The sequence below is a fragment of the Pseudomonas sp. GW822-FHT03F08 genome (genome assembly GCF_058801265.1).
The window spans coordinates 15,986-32,264 of record NZ_JBXANC010000001.1 but is presented as its reverse complement, the minus strand read 5'-3'; the positions used below and the strand labels follow the sequence as shown (position 1 = coordinate 32,264).

The 16,279-nt window shown below is 62.0% G+C and carries 13 protein-coding genes; 11 read left to right on the top strand and 2 right to left on the bottom strand.

All coding sequences use genetic code 11. The features are described 5' to 3' along the window. The first annotated feature begins 1 nt into the window (after position 1). Complete coding sequence (locus AC1RME_RS00155; RefSeq protein ID WP_096817905.1) at positions 2-769, top strand: TerB family tellurite resistance protein; 768 nt, start codon at positions 2-4, stop codon at positions 767-769. 50 nt (positions 770-819) lie between these two features. Here the strand turns inward: AC1RME_RS00155 and AC1RME_RS00150 are convergent, their stop codons facing one another. After that, positions 820-1,809: an alpha/beta hydrolase family protein gene (locus AC1RME_RS00150; RefSeq protein ID WP_493090192.1), complete on the bottom strand. Its 990-nt coding sequence runs from the start codon at positions 1,807-1,809 to the stop codon at positions 820-822. 73 nt (positions 1,810-1,882) lie between these two features. Between AC1RME_RS00150 and AC1RME_RS00145 the strand changes: the two genes are divergently transcribed. The 10 genes from AC1RME_RS00145 (at position 1,883) to trpE (ending at position 13,910) form a co-directional block, all read left to right on the top strand. After that, positions 1,883-4,282: a PAS domain-containing sensor histidine kinase gene (locus AC1RME_RS00145; RefSeq protein ID WP_096817909.1), complete on the top strand. Its 2,400-nt coding sequence runs from the start codon at positions 1,883-1,885 to the stop codon at positions 4,280-4,282. Beyond that, entirely contained in the window at positions 4,283-4,912 is a 630-nt protein-coding gene (locus AC1RME_RS00140) for a response regulator (protein WP_003228820.1), read from the top strand. It abuts the gene before it with no gap. Between the two features lie 218 nt (positions 4,913-5,130). Further along, positions 5,131-6,255, top strand: a complete 1,125-nt coding sequence (locus tag AC1RME_RS00135) for an ABC transporter ATP-binding protein (RefSeq protein WP_085667439.1) — start codon at positions 5,131-5,133, stop codon at positions 6,253-6,255. Positions 6,256-6,303: 48 nt separating this feature from the next. Then, entirely contained in the window at positions 6,304-7,347 is a 1,044-nt protein-coding gene (locus tag AC1RME_RS00130) for a polyamine ABC transporter substrate-binding protein (protein ID WP_096817911.1), read from the top strand. Positions 7,348-7,414: 67 nt separating this feature from the next. Further along, positions 7,415-8,662, top strand: coding sequence for an ABC transporter permease (locus AC1RME_RS00125; RefSeq protein WP_493065751.1), 1,248 nt, complete (start codon positions 7,415-7,417; stop codon positions 8,660-8,662). Between the two features lie 12 nt (positions 8,663-8,674). Beyond that, on the top strand, positions 8,675-9,499 hold the full coding sequence (locus AC1RME_RS00120) for an ABC transporter permease (protein WP_096817915.1): 825 nt from the start codon (positions 8,675-8,677) through the stop codon (positions 9,497-9,499). 108 nt (positions 9,500-9,607) lie between these two features. Further along, positions 9,608-10,756 (top strand): iron-containing alcohol dehydrogenase, encoded by a 1,149-nt coding sequence (locus tag AC1RME_RS00115; RefSeq protein ID WP_192559128.1) that lies wholly within the window; start codon positions 9,608-9,610, stop codon positions 10,754-10,756. Positions 10,757-10,870: 114 nt separating this feature from the next. After that, positions 10,871-11,545 carry a ribulose-phosphate 3-epimerase gene (gene rpe / locus AC1RME_RS00110; RefSeq protein ID WP_007918813.1) on the top strand — a complete coding sequence of 225 codons (675 nt, stop codon included), beginning with the start codon at positions 10,871-10,873 and terminating at the stop codon, positions 11,543-11,545. Next, positions 11,542-12,360, top strand: coding sequence for a phosphoglycolate phosphatase (locus AC1RME_RS00105; RefSeq protein ID WP_493090188.1), 819 nt, complete (start codon positions 11,542-11,544; stop codon positions 12,358-12,360). Before rpe ends, AC1RME_RS00105 begins: the two co-directional genes overlap by 4 nt. Before the next feature lie 71 nt (positions 12,361-12,431). Then, entirely contained in the window at positions 12,432-13,910 is a 1,479-nt protein-coding gene (gene trpE / locus AC1RME_RS00100) for an anthranilate synthase component I (protein WP_493090186.1), read from the top strand. A 69-nt stretch (positions 13,911-13,979) separates the two neighbouring features. Here trpE and estP read toward each other — a convergent pair whose 3' ends face one another. Next, positions 13,980-15,890, bottom strand: a complete 1,911-nt coding sequence (estP, locus tag AC1RME_RS00095) for an esterase EstP (RefSeq protein ID WP_493069981.1) — start codon at positions 15,888-15,890, stop codon at positions 13,980-13,982. Positions 15,891-16,279: the final 389 nt, after the last annotated feature.

The window sequence follows — 16,279 nt, the reverse complement described above, 5'->3', positions numbered from 1 at the left end:
TATGTTGTGGCCAGGGACTCTGATTGGAGCCGGAGCGGGTTTTGCTATCGCCAGCATTCCGGGGGCCATGCTTGGGGCTTTGTTGGGGCAGGCGCTGGATCGGCGCCTGCATTTGCAGAGCTGGGGGCATTTGCGGGAAAAACTCGGCGGCCAGCCGATGCTGCGCAACGACGAGTTGTTGTTCGTCTTGCTCGGGCGTCTGGCCAAGAGTGACGGGCGGGTCACCGACGGTCATATCCAGCAGGCGCGTCAGGAGATGCGCGCGCTGGACATGAGCGAGCCGGCGCAGCGCCGGGCCATTGCTGCGTTCAATCGCGGCAAGTCCGGCGGGGATCGCCTGCGCGGTTATCTGCGGCGTCTCAGCGCTCAGCCCCATGCGGCCGAAGGCGTGTTGCGCGCCTGCTGGCGGATGGTCTGGGCCGATGGCCGGGCCGGCAGCAGCGAGCGCGAACTGCTGGCGCAATGGGGCAAGTGGCTGGGCTGGACGACTCACCAGATTCAGGCGCTGGCGGCGGATTACGAGCCGAACAAACGCCCGATCGTCAGCGCAGCGGTGAGTTACCAGGATGCGATGCGCCTGCTCGGCGTGTCGGCGACCAGCGAACCGGCACAGATCAAACGCGCCTATCGTCGCCTGCTCAGTCGCCATCATCCGGACAAGGTGGCCGGGGCCGGTGCGACGGCGGCCCAGGTGCTCGAGGCAACTGAAAGAACTCGCGACTTGCACAATGCCTACACATTGATTCGCGAGCGGCGGGATTTCCGCTAGACGAAAAAAAAGATCGCAGCCCAGGCTGCGATCTTTTTTTGTGCGGTCGGTCAGTCTGAGGTTTGCGGATTCAACCAGCCGCGCACCCGGCGGAACAATTGTTCCTGCTCGGCCTTGTTGTCGGGCAACGCCTTGAGCGCGACCTGGCTGAACGCCGACGTCTTCAAGCGCTTGCTGGCCTGCAAACGCTCCAGTGCAGCGTTGCGATCCAGCGGCTTGTCCATATAGAAGATATCGGCGGTCGGCAGCTTCAGCAGTGGCGTCAGTTCTGCCAGTTCAGGCTTGGCCTTGGGCGGTACTTGCGCGGCGACCATCACCAGTTTCTCCACTTGTGCCGTCTGCTTTTCGTTCAGGAAACGCGCGGCCCAATAGGCACCGGTGCCGTGCCCGAGCACCACGATGCTGTGCGCGCCTTGCTGCTCGGCGTAGGCAATCGCTGCGTCGATGCGGGCGAAGATTCGTTCTGCGTCGGCCTTGGCCTGTTCTTCGGTGGTTTCGGCGACGACCTTGTCCGCCACATCCGCTTCACCGCCAGCGGCTTGCTCTATCGGTTCGGCAGTGGTCGAATCCTTGCTGCCTGCATCGGCGGTTTTCGGCGCTGCGGGCACTTCGATCACGCGCGGTGCGATGGCATCGCTTTGCAGGTCGGGCAGGGTGATACTCAGGCTGTTCCACTCGACGTCCGGCAATTTGCGCCGCAGCGGGCCGATTGCTTGGGGCCAGTCAGCGGTTTCGCCGGCGCCGGGGATGAGGATCACCACGCCTTTGGGGTCAGCCGTGTTGGCCGGTTTCCACAGCGCGAGGAAAGTGTCGCTGCCGGCCTGCAACTGTTGCTGTTCCTGGGCCGGGACTTTGCGTTCGAGTGCCGAGGCTTCTTCCTGACTACGCTCAAGCAATGGCTGGCGTTCGACCGGTTTTTCTTCGGCGGGTTTTTCCGCGGCTGCGGCGGGTGCCGGATCGGCGGCTTCGACGGAAAACGCACAAGGCAGGATCAGCGACAGGCACAATGCTGGCATTGCCAGGCGAGAGACAGGGGGCATCGGTTATTCCAGGCCAGAAAGTATCCCGGCAGCCTAATGGGTTGGTCAGAATTTGTCAGTGTATGGGATTTCAATGATGCGTTTTTGCTGCCTGTGGGTTATCGGCTGTCTGGCGTTTCCCTTGATGGGGTGGGCCGCGCCTGCGCCGCCGAGCCATGTTGCGCAGTTGTCGGCGGGCCAGCAACAGTGGCTGACCCAGCACAATGAATTGCGCGTCGGCCTGATTCTTCAGGCGCCGTACGCGCAATACGACCGGCGCTTGCAGCGGCTGTCCGGGGCCAATGTCGAGTTGATGAAATGGATGGCCAAGGCCCTCGACATCGAACTCAGCTGGCGCAACTTCCCCGATCTGGAACAACTTGAAGCCGCCGCGCGGGACGGCGAAATCGATATTGCGCCGGGCCTGACCCAGACGCCCGGCTCGCTGCGTCTCTGGCAGTTTTCCGATCCCTACATGCGCGTGCCGCAACTGGTGGTCAGCGACCAGAAAGTGAGCAGTTCGGTTGAACTGGAAAAACTCGACAGCCAGGCCCGGGTCGCCGTGCGCATGCCCAGCGTCACCGCCGATTACCTGCGCGGTAACTATCCCCATCTGAATTTGCAAGGCGTGCCGCTGGAGCGTCAGGCGTTGCAGTTGCTGTTGAGTCAGCAGGCGTCTTACGCGGTGGTGGACGAAGCGCAATTGGGGCGGCTGTCGACAGAACCGGAGTTTGCCGGGCTGGTCGTGGTCGGCGACATTGGTCTACCGCAGCTGCTGCGGGTCGCCACCCGTCGTGACTGGCCGGAGCTGGCCGGGATTGTCGAAAGTGCCTTGCGGGCGATCCCGGCAAAAGATCTGGAGCGCCTGCACACCCAATGGCTGCAACCCAAGTACCCGCGGCTTTCGGAGTCGCCGGGGTTCTGGCAGAACCTGAGCCTGTTGTTCGCCGTGTTGCTGCTCAGTTGTGCGGCGATCGTCTTCTGGCAGCGGCGCCAGCAACACAGCCTTGAACAACGCCTGCTCGCCGCCCGGGAAGACATCGCCCTGCGCGCCGCCAGCGAAGAAGCCCTGCGCCTGACCCAGTTTTCCATCGATCAGAGCACCGTCGGCATCCTCTGGGTCAACTGGGACAGCCACGTGCGCTACGCCAACCGCGCGGCGGAGCACATGCTCGGTTATCCACAGGGCGCGCTGATCGAACGACCGCTGATCGACTTCGAACCCGGCCTGCACATGGATCGCTGGCTCAACCTGTGGAAACGCGCCCGGGCCAGTGAAGAAGGGCCGCTCAGCTTTGAAACGAGTTGTGTGCGCGCCGATGGCAGCATCCTGCCGGCGGATGTGTCGTTGAGTTTTCTGCGCTTTCGCGACAGCGAATATCTGGTGGTTTATCTCACTGACGTCACCGAACGCCGGCGGGCCCTGGCCGCGTTGCAGGAAAGCGAGGCGCGCTTGCAGGGCATCGCCGCCAACGTGCCGGGGCTGGTGTTCCGCCTGGAGCGGGCGCCGGTGACCGGGCAGATCGACTTTGCCTACATCAGCGAGGGCAGCGAAAGTCTGGTGGGCTACGCGCCGGCCGCCATCGCCCATCGCGACATGGGCCTGCGCAGCCTGGTGCACCCGGACGACAAGGCCGGTTATCACCAGACTCAGGACCGGGCGCTGGACACCGACAGCGACTGGTCGTGGCAGGGGCGGATCCTGACGCGGCAGGGCGAACAGCGCTGGGCCGAGATCAAGGCCATCACCCGGCAACTGGAGGACGGCGCCTACGTCTGGGACGGCATCGTCTGGGACATCACCGAAAGCAAACGCATCGAACTGGAACTGGCGGCATCGCGCGAACAACTGCGCGAGCTGTCGGCGCATCTCGAAAGCGTGCGGGAAGAGGAAAAAGCACGCATTGCCCGCGAGGTTCACGATGAGCTGGGGCAGATGTTGACGGTGCTGAAACTGGAGACATCGATGTGCGAACTGGCCTACGCGCAACTCGACCCCGGTCTGAACGAACGCCTGAACAGCATGAAGCGCCTGATTGCGCAGTTGTTCCAGTTGGTGCGCGATGTGGCGACGGCGTTGCGCCCGCCGATCCTCGATGCCGGGATCGCCTCGGCGATCGAGTGGCAGGCCCGACGTTTCGAGGCGCGCACGCAGATTCCGTGTCTGGTGCAGGTGCCGGACAATCTGCCGCCGCTGAGCGATGCCAAGGCCATTGGCCTGTTCCGCATCCTTCAGGAAGCGCTGACCAACGTCATGCGCCATGCCCAGGCGCATACTGTGGAACTGACGCTGGCGCTCGAAGGCGCCGATTTGTGTCTGACAGTCAGCGATGATGGCGTAGGATTTGTCGCCGCTGCGGGCAGGCCAACATCCTTTGGGCTGGTGGGCATGCGTGAGCGGGTGTTGATCATGGGCGGTCAGTTGTCACTCGACAGCGAACCGGGCGAGGGCACCACACTGAGCGTGCGGGTGCCATTGGATGAGGAGAAGTAAGTGATCCGTGTACTGGTAGCCGAAGACCACACCATCGTTCGCGAAGGCATCAAGCAATTGATCGGCCTGGCCAAGGATCTGCAAGTGGTGGGGGAGGCGAGCAATGGCGAGCAGTTGCTTGAAACCCTGCGCAGTGTGCCGTGCGAGGTGGTGCTGCTGGATATTTCCATGCCCGGGGTCAACGGGCTGGAAGCGATTCCGCGTATCCGCGCACTGAACAATCCGCCGGCGATTCTGGTGCTGTCGATGCACGACGAAGCGCAGATGGCCGCCCGGGCGCTGAAGGTCGGCGCCGCCGGGTATGCGACCAAGGACAGCGATCCGGCGCTGTTGCTGACGGCGATTCGCAAGGTCGCGGCGGGCGGGCGCTACATCGATCCGGAACTGGCCGACCGCATGGTCTTCGAAGTCGGCCTGACCGATACACGACCGCTGCATTCGTTGTTGTCCGAACGCGAATTCTCGGTATTCGAGCGCCTGGCCCAGGGCGCCAACGTCAACGACATCGCCCAGCAACTGGCCCTGAGCAGCAAGACCATCAGCACCCACAAGGCGCGGCTGATGCAGAAGCTCAACATCACTTCACTCGCCGAGCTGGTGAAGTATGCGATGGAACACAAGCTCCTTTAATCCGCATATCCAATAGCGACAGGCGCTTTTGCCGGTTCCTGCGGCTGGAACTTCAGGGCTCGCACCTGACGTGTCCAAACGCGCCATCCTTGTAGGGCAATCCCTACCCCCGGCCTTCCATCCGGCTGAGGCGATTCTCTCCTGCGCCCCGATTTGCGTGACTGCAAGCAGCCACTAGGCTTAATCCCACAGCAGTCATCAATAACAAAGGTGTGGGTATGAGCCAGGTCGAATCAAACGCAGGGGCCAGTGATGTGCTGGTCAGCTTTCGTGGAGTGCAGAAGAGCTACGACGGCGAGAACCTGATCGTCAAAGACCTCAACCTGGACATCCGCAAGGGCGAGTTCCTGACCCTGCTCGGGCCGTCCGGCTCCGGCAAGACCACCAGCCTGATGATGCTCGCCGGTTTCGAAACACCGACCGCCGGTGAAATCCTGCTGGCCGGGCGGGCGATCAACAACGTGCCGCCGCACAAACGCGACATCGGCATGGTGTTCCAGAACTACGCGCTGTTCCCGCACATGACCGTCGCCGAGAACCTGGCGTTCCCGCTGACCGTGCGCGGCCTGAACAAGAGCGACGTCAGCGACAAGGTCAAGAAAGTCCTGAGCATGGTGCAGCTCGATGCCTTCGCTTCGCGCTATCCGGCGCAGTTGTCCGGCGGCCAGCAACAACGTGTGGCGCTGGCCCGCGCACTGGTGTTCGAGCCACAACTGGTGCTGATGGACGAACCCCTCGGCGCCCTCGACAAACAGCTGCGCGAACACATGCAGATGGAAATCAAACACCTGCACCAGCGCCTCGGCGTGACCGTGGTCTACGTGACCCACGACCAGGGCGAAGCCCTGACCATGTCCGATCGCGTCGCTGTATTCCATCAAGGTGAGATCCAGCAGATCGCCCCGCCGCGCACCCTCTACGAAGAACCGAAAAACACCTTCGTCGCCAACTTCATCGGCGAAAACAACCGCCTCAACGGTCGCCTGCTCAGCCAGAGCGGCGAGCGCTGCGTGGTCGAGTTGGGGCGTGGGGAAAAGGTCGAGGCGCTGGCGGTCAACATCGGCCAGACCGGCGAGCCGGTCACCCTGTCGATCCGTCCGGAGCGCGTCAGCCTCAACGGTTCGAGCGATCAATGCGTCAACCGCTTCTCCGGGCGGGTGGCCGAATTCATCTATCTGGGCGACCACGTCCGGGTGCGCCTGGAAGTCTGCGGCAAGACTGACTTCTTCGTGAAACAACCGATTGCCGAGCTCGATCCAGCGCTCGCGGTCGGCGACGTGGTTCCGCTTGGCTGGCAGGTCGAACACGTTCGTGCACTCGACCCACTTCTAGAGGCGCATTAATCGCCCCGGCAATACCAACACCAACCCTGCACGTGGAGAGAACAATAAATGTTGAGATCCCTGAAGTTCACAGCCCTGACCCTGGGCCTGATGGGTGCGGCAAGCGCAATGGCCGCTGGCCCGGATCTGACCGTGGTGTCGTTTGGCGGGGCGAACAAGGCGGCGCAAGTCAAAGCCTTCTACGCACCGTGGGAAGCAGCAGGCAACGGCAAGATCGTCGCCGGCGAGTACAACGGTGAAATGGCCAAGGTCAAAGCCATGGTCGACACCAAGAGCGTGTCCTGGGATCTGGTAGAGGTTGAATCGCCGGAACTGTCCCGTGGCTGCGACGAAGACATGTTCGAGCAACTCGATCCTGCGCTGTTCGGCAAGACCGAAGACTACGTCAAAGGCGCGATCCAGCCGTGTGGCGTGGGCTTCTTCGTGTGGTCGACCGTGCTGGCCTACAACGCCGACAAGCTGAAAACCGCACCGAGCAGCTGGGCGGACTTCTGGGACACCAAGAAATTCCCGGGCAAGCGCGGCCTGCGCAAAGGCGCCAAGTACACCCTCGAATTCGCACTGATGGCCGACGGTGTTGCGCCGAAAGACGTCTACAAAGTGTTGGCCAGCAAAGATGGTCAGGATCGCGCATTCAAGAAACTGGACGAACTCAAGCCAAGCATCCAGTGGTGGGAAGCCGGCGCCCAGCCGCCGCAGTACCTCGCCTCCGGTGACGTGGTCATGAGCTCGGCCTACAACGGCCGGATCGCGGCGGTGCAGAAAGAATCCAACCTGAAAGTGGTGTGGAACGGCGGCATCTACGACTTCGACGCATGGGCCATCCCGAAAGGTCTGGACGCCAAGCGTGCGGAAGCGGCGAAGAAATTCATCGCCTATTCGGTGCAACCGCAACAGCAGAAGACCTATTCGGAAAACATCGCCTACGGCCCGGCCAACACCCAGGCTGTACCGCTGCTGGCCAAGGATGTCCTGAAAGACATGCCGACCACCCCGGAAAACATCGCCAACCAGGTGCAGATCGACGTCAGCTTCTGGGCTGACAACGGCGAGCAACTGGAGCAGCGCTTCAATTCCTGGGCTGCGAAGTAAGGCGTGATGCCTACGCGGCGTCACCCCAAGGGTGACGCCGTCATTCAAAAGATTTTCGGAGTACGTCATGGCCATCGCCGTTCCCCTGAACGAGGGCAACAGCCCCACCTTGAAGCAGCGGCTCAAGCACGCCGAGCGGGTCAACCGCTGGAAGGCCCAGGCGCTGATCGCGCCGCTGGTGCTGTTTCTGTTGCTGGTGTTCCTGGTGCCGATCGTGGCGCTGCTCTACAAAAGCGTCGGCAACCCGGAAGTGGTGGGCGGCATGCCACGCACCGTGGCAGCCATTGCCAGTTGGGACGGTCGCGGACTGCCCGCTGAGCCGGTCTACAAGGCCGCCGGCGAAGACCTCGCCGAAGCCCGCAAAAACCAGACCTTGGGCGATCTGTCCAAGCGCTTGAACATGGAGTTGGCCGGCTATCGCAGCCTGCTGACCAAAACTGCCCGTTCGCTGCCATTTGCCAGCGAGCCGAGCTCTTATAAAGAAGCGCTGGAAGGCCTCGACGAGCGTTGGGGCGATCCGGCCTATTGGCAAGCGGTGAAGCGCAACACCAGCAGCATCACCCCGTTCTACCTGTTGGCGGCGGTGGATCATCGCATCGACGATCTCGGCGAACTGGCCCCGGCCACCCCGGATCAGGCGATCTACCTCGACATCTTCGCCCGGACCTTCTGGATGGGCCTGATCATCACCGTGATCTGCCTGGTGCTGGCCTATCCGCTGGCGTACCTGTTGGCCAACCTGCCGTCGCGTCAAAGCAACCTGCTGATGATTCTGGTGCTGCTGCCGTTCTGGACCTCGATTCTGGTACGAGTCGCCGCGTGGATCGTGTTGCTGCAATCCGGCGGATTGATCAACAGCGCGCTGATGGCAATGGGCGTGATCGATAAACCGCTGGAGCTGGTGTTCAACCGTACCGGGGTTTACATCTCGATGGTGCACATCCTGCTGCCGTTCATGATCCTGCCGATCTACAGCGTGATGAAAGGCATCTCGCCGACCTACATGCGCGCCGCGATTTCCCTGGGTTGCCATCCGTTCGCCAGTTTCTGGCGGGTGTACTTCCCGCAGACCTATGCCGGTGTTGGCGCCGGTTGCCTGTTGGTGTTCATCCTCGCCATCGGCTACTACATCACCCCGGCGTTGCTGGGCAGCCCGAACGATCAGATGGTCAGCTACTTCGTCGCGTTCTACACCAACACCAGCATCAACTGGGGCATGGCCACTGCGCTCGGCGGGCTGTTGCTGCTGGCGACCGTGGTGCTTTATCTGATCTACAGCTGGCTGGTGGGCGCCAGTCGCCTGCGCCTGAGCTAAGGGGAGTTTGAAATGCTGAGTCCTTATATGTCGCCCGTCGAGCGGGTGTGGTTCTACAGCTTGCGGATCCTCTGCGGCTTGATCCTGTTGTTCCTGATCCTGCCGGTGCTGGTGATCGTGCCGCTGTCGTTCAACTCGGGCAGTTTCCTGGTGTACCCGCTGCAAGGTTTTTCGCTGCACTGGTATCAGGACTTCTTCGCCTCGGCGGAATGGATGCGCTCGCTGAAGAACAGCATCATCGTCGCCCCGGCCGCGACGGTGCTGGCAATGGTTTTCGGTACGCTGGCGGCCATCGGCCTGACCCGTGGCGACTTCCCCGGCAAGGCGCTGGTGATGGCGCTGGTGATTTCGCCCATGGTGGTGCCGGTGGTGATCATCGGTGTGGCCAGTTACCTGTTCTTCGCGCCGCTGGGCTTGGGCAACAGTTTCTTCTCGCTGATCGTGGTGCACGCGGTGCTGGGTGTGCCGTTCGTGATCATCACGGTGTCGGCAACATTGCAGGGGTTCAACCATAACCTGGTGCGGGCGGCGGCCAGCCTCGGCGCTTCGCCACTGACCACGTTCCGTCGGGTGACCTTGCCGCTGATTGCGCCGGGGGTGATTTCCGGTGCGTTGTTTGCCTTCGCCACCTCGTTCGATGAAGTGGTGGTGACGCTGTTCCTTGCCGGCCCTGAGCAAGCGACGCTGCCTCGGCAGATGTTCAGCGGGATTCGCGAGAACCTGAGTCCGACGATTGCGGCGGCGGCGACTCTGCTGATTGCCTTCTCGGTGATCCTGCTGCTGACGCTTGAGTGGCTGCGTGGGCGTAGCGAGAAACTGCGCACCGCTCAGGTCTGACGACTGCACGATCCGGGTTGTCTGCCATTCATGCGCTGAATGACAGACAACCCGAATTCCCCAGCTACGCTTGTGCTCAGCTCCCACATCTATAAGAGGCTGCGCACGATGAGTCTTTCCTCGTTCAAGATTGCTCACAAACTGATCACCGGCGCCGGGGCCATCGAGCAACTGGCGGCCGAGCTCACACGGCTGGACATCGACAACCCGCTGATCGTCACCGATGCCGCGCTGGTCAAGTCCGGCACGGTGCAGTTGGCGCTGGCGCAGATCGGCGAGCGCGAGTACGAAATCTTCGACCGCGTGTTGCCGGATCCGGAAATCGCCATCGTCGAGGACTGCATGCGCGTCTACCGCGAGGGCGGGCATGACGGGTTGATCGGCCTCGGTGGTGGCAGCGCCATCGACATCGCCAAGAGCGTCGCGGCGTATGCCGGTTATCACGGTGCGCTGGAAGATCTGTTCGGCGTCGATCAGGTGCCGCGCAAGGGCCCGCCGCTGATCGCCATCCCGACCACGGCCGGCACGGGTTCTGAAGTGACCAACGTCGCCATTCTTTCGGACAAGGTCGCGCAATTGAAGAAGGGCATTGTCAGCGATTATCTGTTGCCGGACGTGGCGCTGGTCAGCCCGCAAATGACCCTGACCTGTCCGCGCAGCGTCACCGCCGCCAGTGGTGTCGATGCGCTGGTGCATGCCATCGAGTCCTATCTGTCGCTGAATGCCTCGCCGATCACCGATTCGCTGGCCATCGGCGCGATCAAGTTAATCGCTCGCTCATTGCCCAAGGCCTACGCCAATCCGTCCAATCTGCAAGCCCGGGAAGACATGGCCACCGCGAGCCTGATGGCCGGCATGGCGTTCGGCAATGCCGGGGTCGGCGCGGTGCATGCGCTGGCGTATCCGCTGGGCGGGCGTTTCAACATTACCCACGGCGTCAGCAATGCGCTGTTGCTGCCTTATGTCATGACCTGGAACAAGATGGCCTGCGTCGAACGGATGCAGGATATCGCCGAAGCCATGGGGGTGAAGACCGCTCATCTGAGCCTCAATGAAGCGGCGGACCGTGCCGTCACGGCGATGACCGAACTGTGCGCAGCGGTGGACATTCCGCAGGGTCTGCGCAGTTTCGGTGTGCCCGAAGAGGCGATTCCGGCCATGGCCGTAGAGGCCGCAGGCATCGAGCGCCTGATGCGCAACAACCCGCGCAAGCTCAGCGCTGCCGACATCGAGAAGATCTACCGGGCGGCGTACTGAGAATCCGCCGGTCATCGGTCATGGCACAACCCAATCATCGCGGTCACGGTGCGCGCGCGGAAACTTGAGGTATACAATGCGCGCCATCGTGATTTAGCTCAGAAAAGGTGCGTCATGCAGCCCTTCGTTATTGCTCCGTCGATTCTCTCCGCCGACTTCGCCCGCCTGGGCGAGGAAGTGGACAACGTTCTGGCCGCCGGTGCCGACTTCGTTCACTTCGATGTCATGGACAACCACTACGTACCGAACCTGACCATCGGCCCGATGGTCTGCGCCGCGCTGCGCAAGTACGGCGTGACCGCGCCGATCGACGCGCACCTGATGGTCAGCCCGGTGGATCGCATCGTCGGTGACTTCATCGAGGCCGGCGCCACCTACATCACCTTCCACCCGGAAGCCACGCTGCACGTCGATCGTTCGCTGCAACTGATCCGTGAAGGCGGCTGCAAATCCGGCCTGGTGTTCAACCCGGCGACCCCGCTGGACGTGCTCAAGTACGTGATCGACAAGGTCGACATGGTCTTGCTGATGAGCGTCAACCCGGGCTTCGGCGGGCAGAAATTCATTCCTGGCACCCTCGACAAGCTGCGCGAAGCGCGCGCGATCATCGATGCCTCGGGCCGTGACATCCGCCTGGAAATCGACGGCGGCGTCAACGTCAACAACATCCGTGAAATCGCCGCTGCCGGCGCCGACACCTTTGTGGCCGGCTCGGCGATCTTCAATGCGCCGAACTATCAGGAAGTCATCGACAAGATGCGTTCCGAACTGGCGCTGGCTCGCCCATGAGCGGATTTGAGCAGCTGTTCCCGGGGCAACTGCCGCGGTTGGTGATGTTCGATCTGGATGGCACGCTGATCGATTCGGTACCCGACCTGGCGGCGGCGGTGGATAACATGCTGCTCTCCCTCGGGCGCAAGCCTGCCGGTATCGAGTCGGTGCGCGAGTGGGTCGGTAACGGTGCGCCGGTGCTGGTGCGCCGTGCTTTGGCCGGCGGCATCGATCATTCCTCCGTGGATGACGTCGAAGCCGAGCATGCGCTGGAGGTGTTCATGGAAGCCTACGGCGCCAGGCATGAGCTGACCGTGGTCTATCCCGGCGTGCGCGATACCCTGAAATGGCTGCACAAGCAGGGCGTGGCCATGGCGCTGATCACCAACAAGCCGGAGCGCTTCGTCGCGCCGTTGCTGGATCAAATGAAGATCGGCCGCTACTTCAAGTGGATCATTGGCGGCGACACCCTGCCGCAGAAGAAGCCCGATCCGGCGGCACTGTTCTTCGTCATGAAGATGTCCGGCATCCCGGCCTCGCAATCGCTGTTCGTCGGCGATTCGCGCAGCGACGTGCTGGCGGCGAAAGCAGCGGGGGTCAAATGTGTCGCGCTCAGTTATGGCTACAACCATGGTCGGCCGATTGCCGAGGAATCCCCGGCGCTGGTGATCGACGATCTGCGCAAGTTAATTCCCGGTTGCCTGGATACGGCCGCTGAGATAACGTTGCCCGACGCTTCTCAATCCCCTTCTGGAAACGCCATCGTGGTGGTCACCCGCAAACTCTGGATGAAAGTCATCAAGGCCCTGGCCCGCTGGCGTTGGCGCGCCTGACTTGTTCCTGGCCGGCCTGCCGGCGCGTTTGCACACCTGACTGATTTGCACCTCACACCACGAGGCACCCTATGATCCGCGAAGAATTCCTGCGTCTGGCCGCTGAAGGCTACAACCGTATCCCGCTGGCCTGCGAAACCCTGGCCGACTTCGACACGCCGCTGTCGATCTACCTGAAACTGGCCGATCAGCCCAACTCCTACCTGCTCGAATCCGTGCAGGGCGGCGAGAAATGGGGCCGTTACTCGATCATCGGCCTGCCGTGCCGCACTGTGCTGCGGGTTCATGATCATCACGTCAGCATCACCGTCGATGGCGTCGAGACCGAAAGCCACGACGTCGAAGACCCGCTGGCCTTCGTCGAAACCTTCAAGGCCCGCTACAACGTGCCGACCATTGCCGGTCTGCCGCGTTTCAACGGCGGCCTCGTGGGTTACTTCGGTTACGACTGTGTGCGCTACGTAGAGAAGCGCCTCGGCAAATGCCCGAACCCGGATCCGCTCGGCGTGCCGGACATCCTGCTAATGGTCTCCGATGCGGTGGTGGTGTTCGACAACCTCGCCGGCAAGATGCACGCGATCGTGCTGGCCGACCCGGCGCAGGCCGATGCCTACGAGCAGGGTCAGGCGCAACTGCAGCAACTGCTGGAAAAACTGCGTCAGCCGATCACCCCGCGTCGAGGCCTGGATTTCAGCAAGCAGCAGGCCGCCGAGCCGGTGTTCCGCTCCAGCTTCACTCAGGATGACTACGAAAAGGCCGTCGACATCATCAAGGAATACATCCTCGCCGGCGACTGCATGCAGGTCGTGCCGTCCCAGCGCATGTCGATCGACTTCAAGGCGGCGCCGATTGATCTGTACCGCGCGCTGCGTTGCTTCAACCCGACGCCGTACATGTATTTCTTCAACTTCGGTGATTTCCATGTCGTCGGCAGTTCGCCGGAAGTACTGGTGCGGGTCGAAGACAACCTGATCACCGTGCGCCCGATTGCCGGCACCCGTCCTCGCGGGGCCACCGAAGAGGCTGACGTGGCGCTGGAAGAGGACCTGCTGTCCGATGACAAGGAGATCGCCGAGCACCTGATGCTGATCGACCTTGGTCGCAACGACACCGGGCGTGTTTCGGAAATCGGCTCGGTGAAGCTCACCGAGAAGATGGTCATCGAGCGTTATTCCAACGTGATGCACATCGTGTCCAACGTCACCGGCCAGTTGAAGGCCGGGTTGACGGCGATGGACGCACTGCGGGCGATCCTGCCGGCGGGCACCTTGTCCGGCGCGCCGAAGATCCGCGCGATGGAAATCATCGACGAACTGGAACCGGTCAAGCGTGGCGTGTATGGCGGGGCGGTCGGTTACTTCGCCTGGAACGGCAACATGGACACCGCGATTGCAATTCGCACCGCGGTGATCAAGAACGGCGAGCTGCACGTGCAGGCCGGTGGCGGCATCGTTGCCGACTCGGTGCCGGCGCTGGAATGGGAAGAAACCATCAACAAGCGTCGGGCAATGTTCCGAGCTGTTGCGTTGGCCGAGCAAACCCCGGACTGAGTGACGGGTGATTCAGCCATAAAAAAACGCGGCGCCTGTGAGGGCGCCGCGTTTTTTATGGCCTTCTGATCAGAAGTCGAGACTTACGCCAACATTGACCCCTTGCTGGGTAAAGTCGTCATCCTTGCGAATGTTGTAGCTGGCGCGAAGGGCCACGTCCTTGGTGAGGTTGTGGCTCACGCCCAGATTCAGGCGGTTCAGGTTGGTTTGCGGTGTGTAGCCTTCCAGGGTGTAGCGATTGTTCGGCAGGCTGTTGAGGTTCATCGTCAGATCCTGGGCGTCGTCGTTGTATTCGCGCTCGTGGGCGAATTCGCCGAATACCTGGGTTTGTGCGGTGATCTGGTATTTGCCCTGGATGCCGAGGCCGAGGCGGCGGGAGTTGCGCGATTGGTCATCGAAGGTCAGCGCAGTAGAGTCCGCGCCTTTTTCCGAGTAGCCGTCGACTTCCACCTTGCCGAAATCGGCGCTGACGAAGGGCGACAGGTGCCACGGGCTGTTCGCCTCTGGCGCGATGTCGTAGCCGACACGGCCGCCGATGGCCAGTACGTAGCCGTCGGTGTCGCCTTTCTCGCCACGTTCGTTGACCCCCAGCTGGAACTTGCGCTTAAGGCTGTCGTAGTCCAGATGTCCGGCGGTAACGGCCAGGTCACCCCACCAGCGGTTTTGCTGGTACTGGGCGAACGCGGTGCCCATGTAGGAGTTGAGTTTGTACTCGGAGTCGTTGTCGCCGGCTTCGATTTTCTGGTGATAGAAACCTGCCGCCACACCGACACGCCAGGCGTCGTCGAGGCGGTAGCTGCCGCCGATGTTCAGGTTGTAGCCATTGCCATCGGCACTTGCCCCGGCGTGCTGGTCATCGAAGTCCTGGTGCTGGCCGCCGCCGGCGACAATCGCCCGCCATTGGCCAACGCCTTGCCAGTTTTCCCAGTCGGCCAGCCATTGATTGCGCAGTTCGTCCTGATGCGCACGCAACGTGCCCTGGGCCATTTCCGGCAGCAGGGTCAGTTCCCATGGAGCAGCCAGCAACGAATAGGCGTAATCGGCAATCAAGCGTTGCCCGGCTTCGGTCGGGTGCACCGAGTCGTTGTAGATCAGCTTGGTCGGATCCGGCGTGGCGCTGTTGATCCCGTACCGGGCGTTTTCGAGGCAACTGTTGCCGCTGAAGCAGGTCGTGACCAGATTCTGATCGGTGGCGAGGCCGAACTGTGCCGGGTTGGCAAACGTCTCTTTGAGCAATACCGGAATGTTCAGCGGGATGATGTTGGCGTTGATGGTTTGCAGTTGGCTCACCAGTTCGGTGTTGAACTGGGCGCTGAGCTGGGACGTGAACGTCTGCAATGCGGTGCCATTGAAAGCCGGGGTAAAGCCGATGTCAGGCAGCAACCAGACCATGATGTAGCGGGCGCCTGCGCCTTGCAGAGTCCGAACACTGCTGGCCAGGCGATCAGCCGCAGCGCTGGCCTGATCGAGACTGGTGACGCGACCTTGCAGGAAGTCGTTACCGCCCCCGGTCAGGTAGTACAGGGCATTCGGATCAGCACGAAAGCCGTTCGACGGCAGGTAGCCGGCGCGGGTGCGTTCGCCGGTGTCGGACGTGCTGGTGATCGAATCAAGAATCTGGTCAGTGCGGTATCCGCCCACCGCCCAGTTGTTGCCGTCCGGCAAACCCTGGCCGGCGCGTACTGCCGAGTCCGCGGAAGCGGTCTGGTCCGGCGTGAAGCCCAGCCGACCGCCGATCAATTGGGTGGCATTGAGCGAGTACAACTCACCGCTGCCGTTGTGGTAGTTCGGGCCGGTGCGGTTGGTGAATCGCTCGACTGAACCGGCGGGGCCGCCGCTGTCGGTGAACGTCCCGGCATCACTGAGGCTGTCGCCGAAGACGATGAAATTCGAATAAGGATTGGGCGCGGCATTCGCCTGGGCGCAGGCCATCGCGAGCAGGCATCCGGCGAGCGGTACAAACAACGTCTGTTTGATCATGAGCAAGTCCGTTTATTTATTGTTGTATGGAACGAAACGACAGTACCAAAAACTTCCGGCGTTTTGCCATCGGTCGTCAACCCTCCCATAGTTTTCCCCCCGTCAGGCCCGGCCATATTGCACGCTCTGCCCAGCTAAGTTACTGTGCGGGAACGTATGAACGAGACCTTCCCCGTGTTGATCACCAGCAAACTCCTGGATCAAGTCATCAAGGCACACGCCCGCTGGCGTTGGCGCGCCTGAATCTTTTCTGCCGGCCCCGCCGGATCTGTATCGCTTTGCCTTCCTTGCCCGTTTGAAATGCCGCTTTGCCGTCGCCACTTGTGCGTCCGACATCGTGCAGCGTCCTGGCAAGTCATCCGAAGGCTGTTTCCAAGTCAGAATTCAAG

Coding starts and splice junctions, on each gene's coding strand:
- AC1RME_RS00150 (WP_493090192.1), bottom strand. CDS start 1,809: ATGCCCCCTGTCTCTCGCCTGGCAATGCCAGCATTGTGCCTGTCGCTG.
- AC1RME_RS00135 (WP_085667439.1), top strand. CDS start 5,131: ATGAGCCAGGTCGAATCAAACGCAGGGGCCAGTGATGTGCTGGTCAGC.
- AC1RME_RS00120 (WP_096817915.1), top strand. CDS start 8,675: ATGCTGAGTCCTTATATGTCGCCCGTCGAGCGGGTGTGGTTCTACAGC.
- AC1RME_RS00115 (WP_192559128.1), top strand. CDS start 9,608: ATGAGTCTTTCCTCGTTCAAGATTGCTCACAAACTGATCACCGGCGCC.
- AC1RME_RS00155 (WP_096817905.1), top strand. CDS start 2: ATGTTGTGGCCAGGGACTCTGATTGGAGCCGGAGCGGGTTTTGCTATC.
- AC1RME_RS00145 (WP_096817909.1), top strand. CDS start 1,883: ATGATGCGTTTTTGCTGCCTGTGGGTTATCGGCTGTCTGGCGTTTCCC.
- AC1RME_RS00105 (WP_493090188.1), top strand. CDS start 11,542: ATGAGCGGATTTGAGCAGCTGTTCCCGGGGCAACTGCCGCGGTTGGTG.
- AC1RME_RS00125 (WP_493065751.1), top strand. CDS start 7,415: ATGGCCATCGCCGTTCCCCTGAACGAGGGCAACAGCCCCACCTTGAAG.
- rpe (WP_007918813.1), top strand. CDS start 10,871: ATGCAGCCCTTCGTTATTGCTCCGTCGATTCTCTCCGCCGACTTCGCC.
- trpE (WP_493090186.1), top strand. CDS start 12,432: ATGATCCGCGAAGAATTCCTGCGTCTGGCCGCTGAAGGCTACAACCGT.
- estP (WP_493069981.1), bottom strand. CDS start 15,890: ATGATCAAACAGACGTTGTTTGTACCGCTCGCCGGATGCCTGCTCGCG.
- AC1RME_RS00130 (WP_096817911.1), top strand. CDS start 6,304: ATGTTGAGATCCCTGAAGTTCACAGCCCTGACCCTGGGCCTGATGGGT.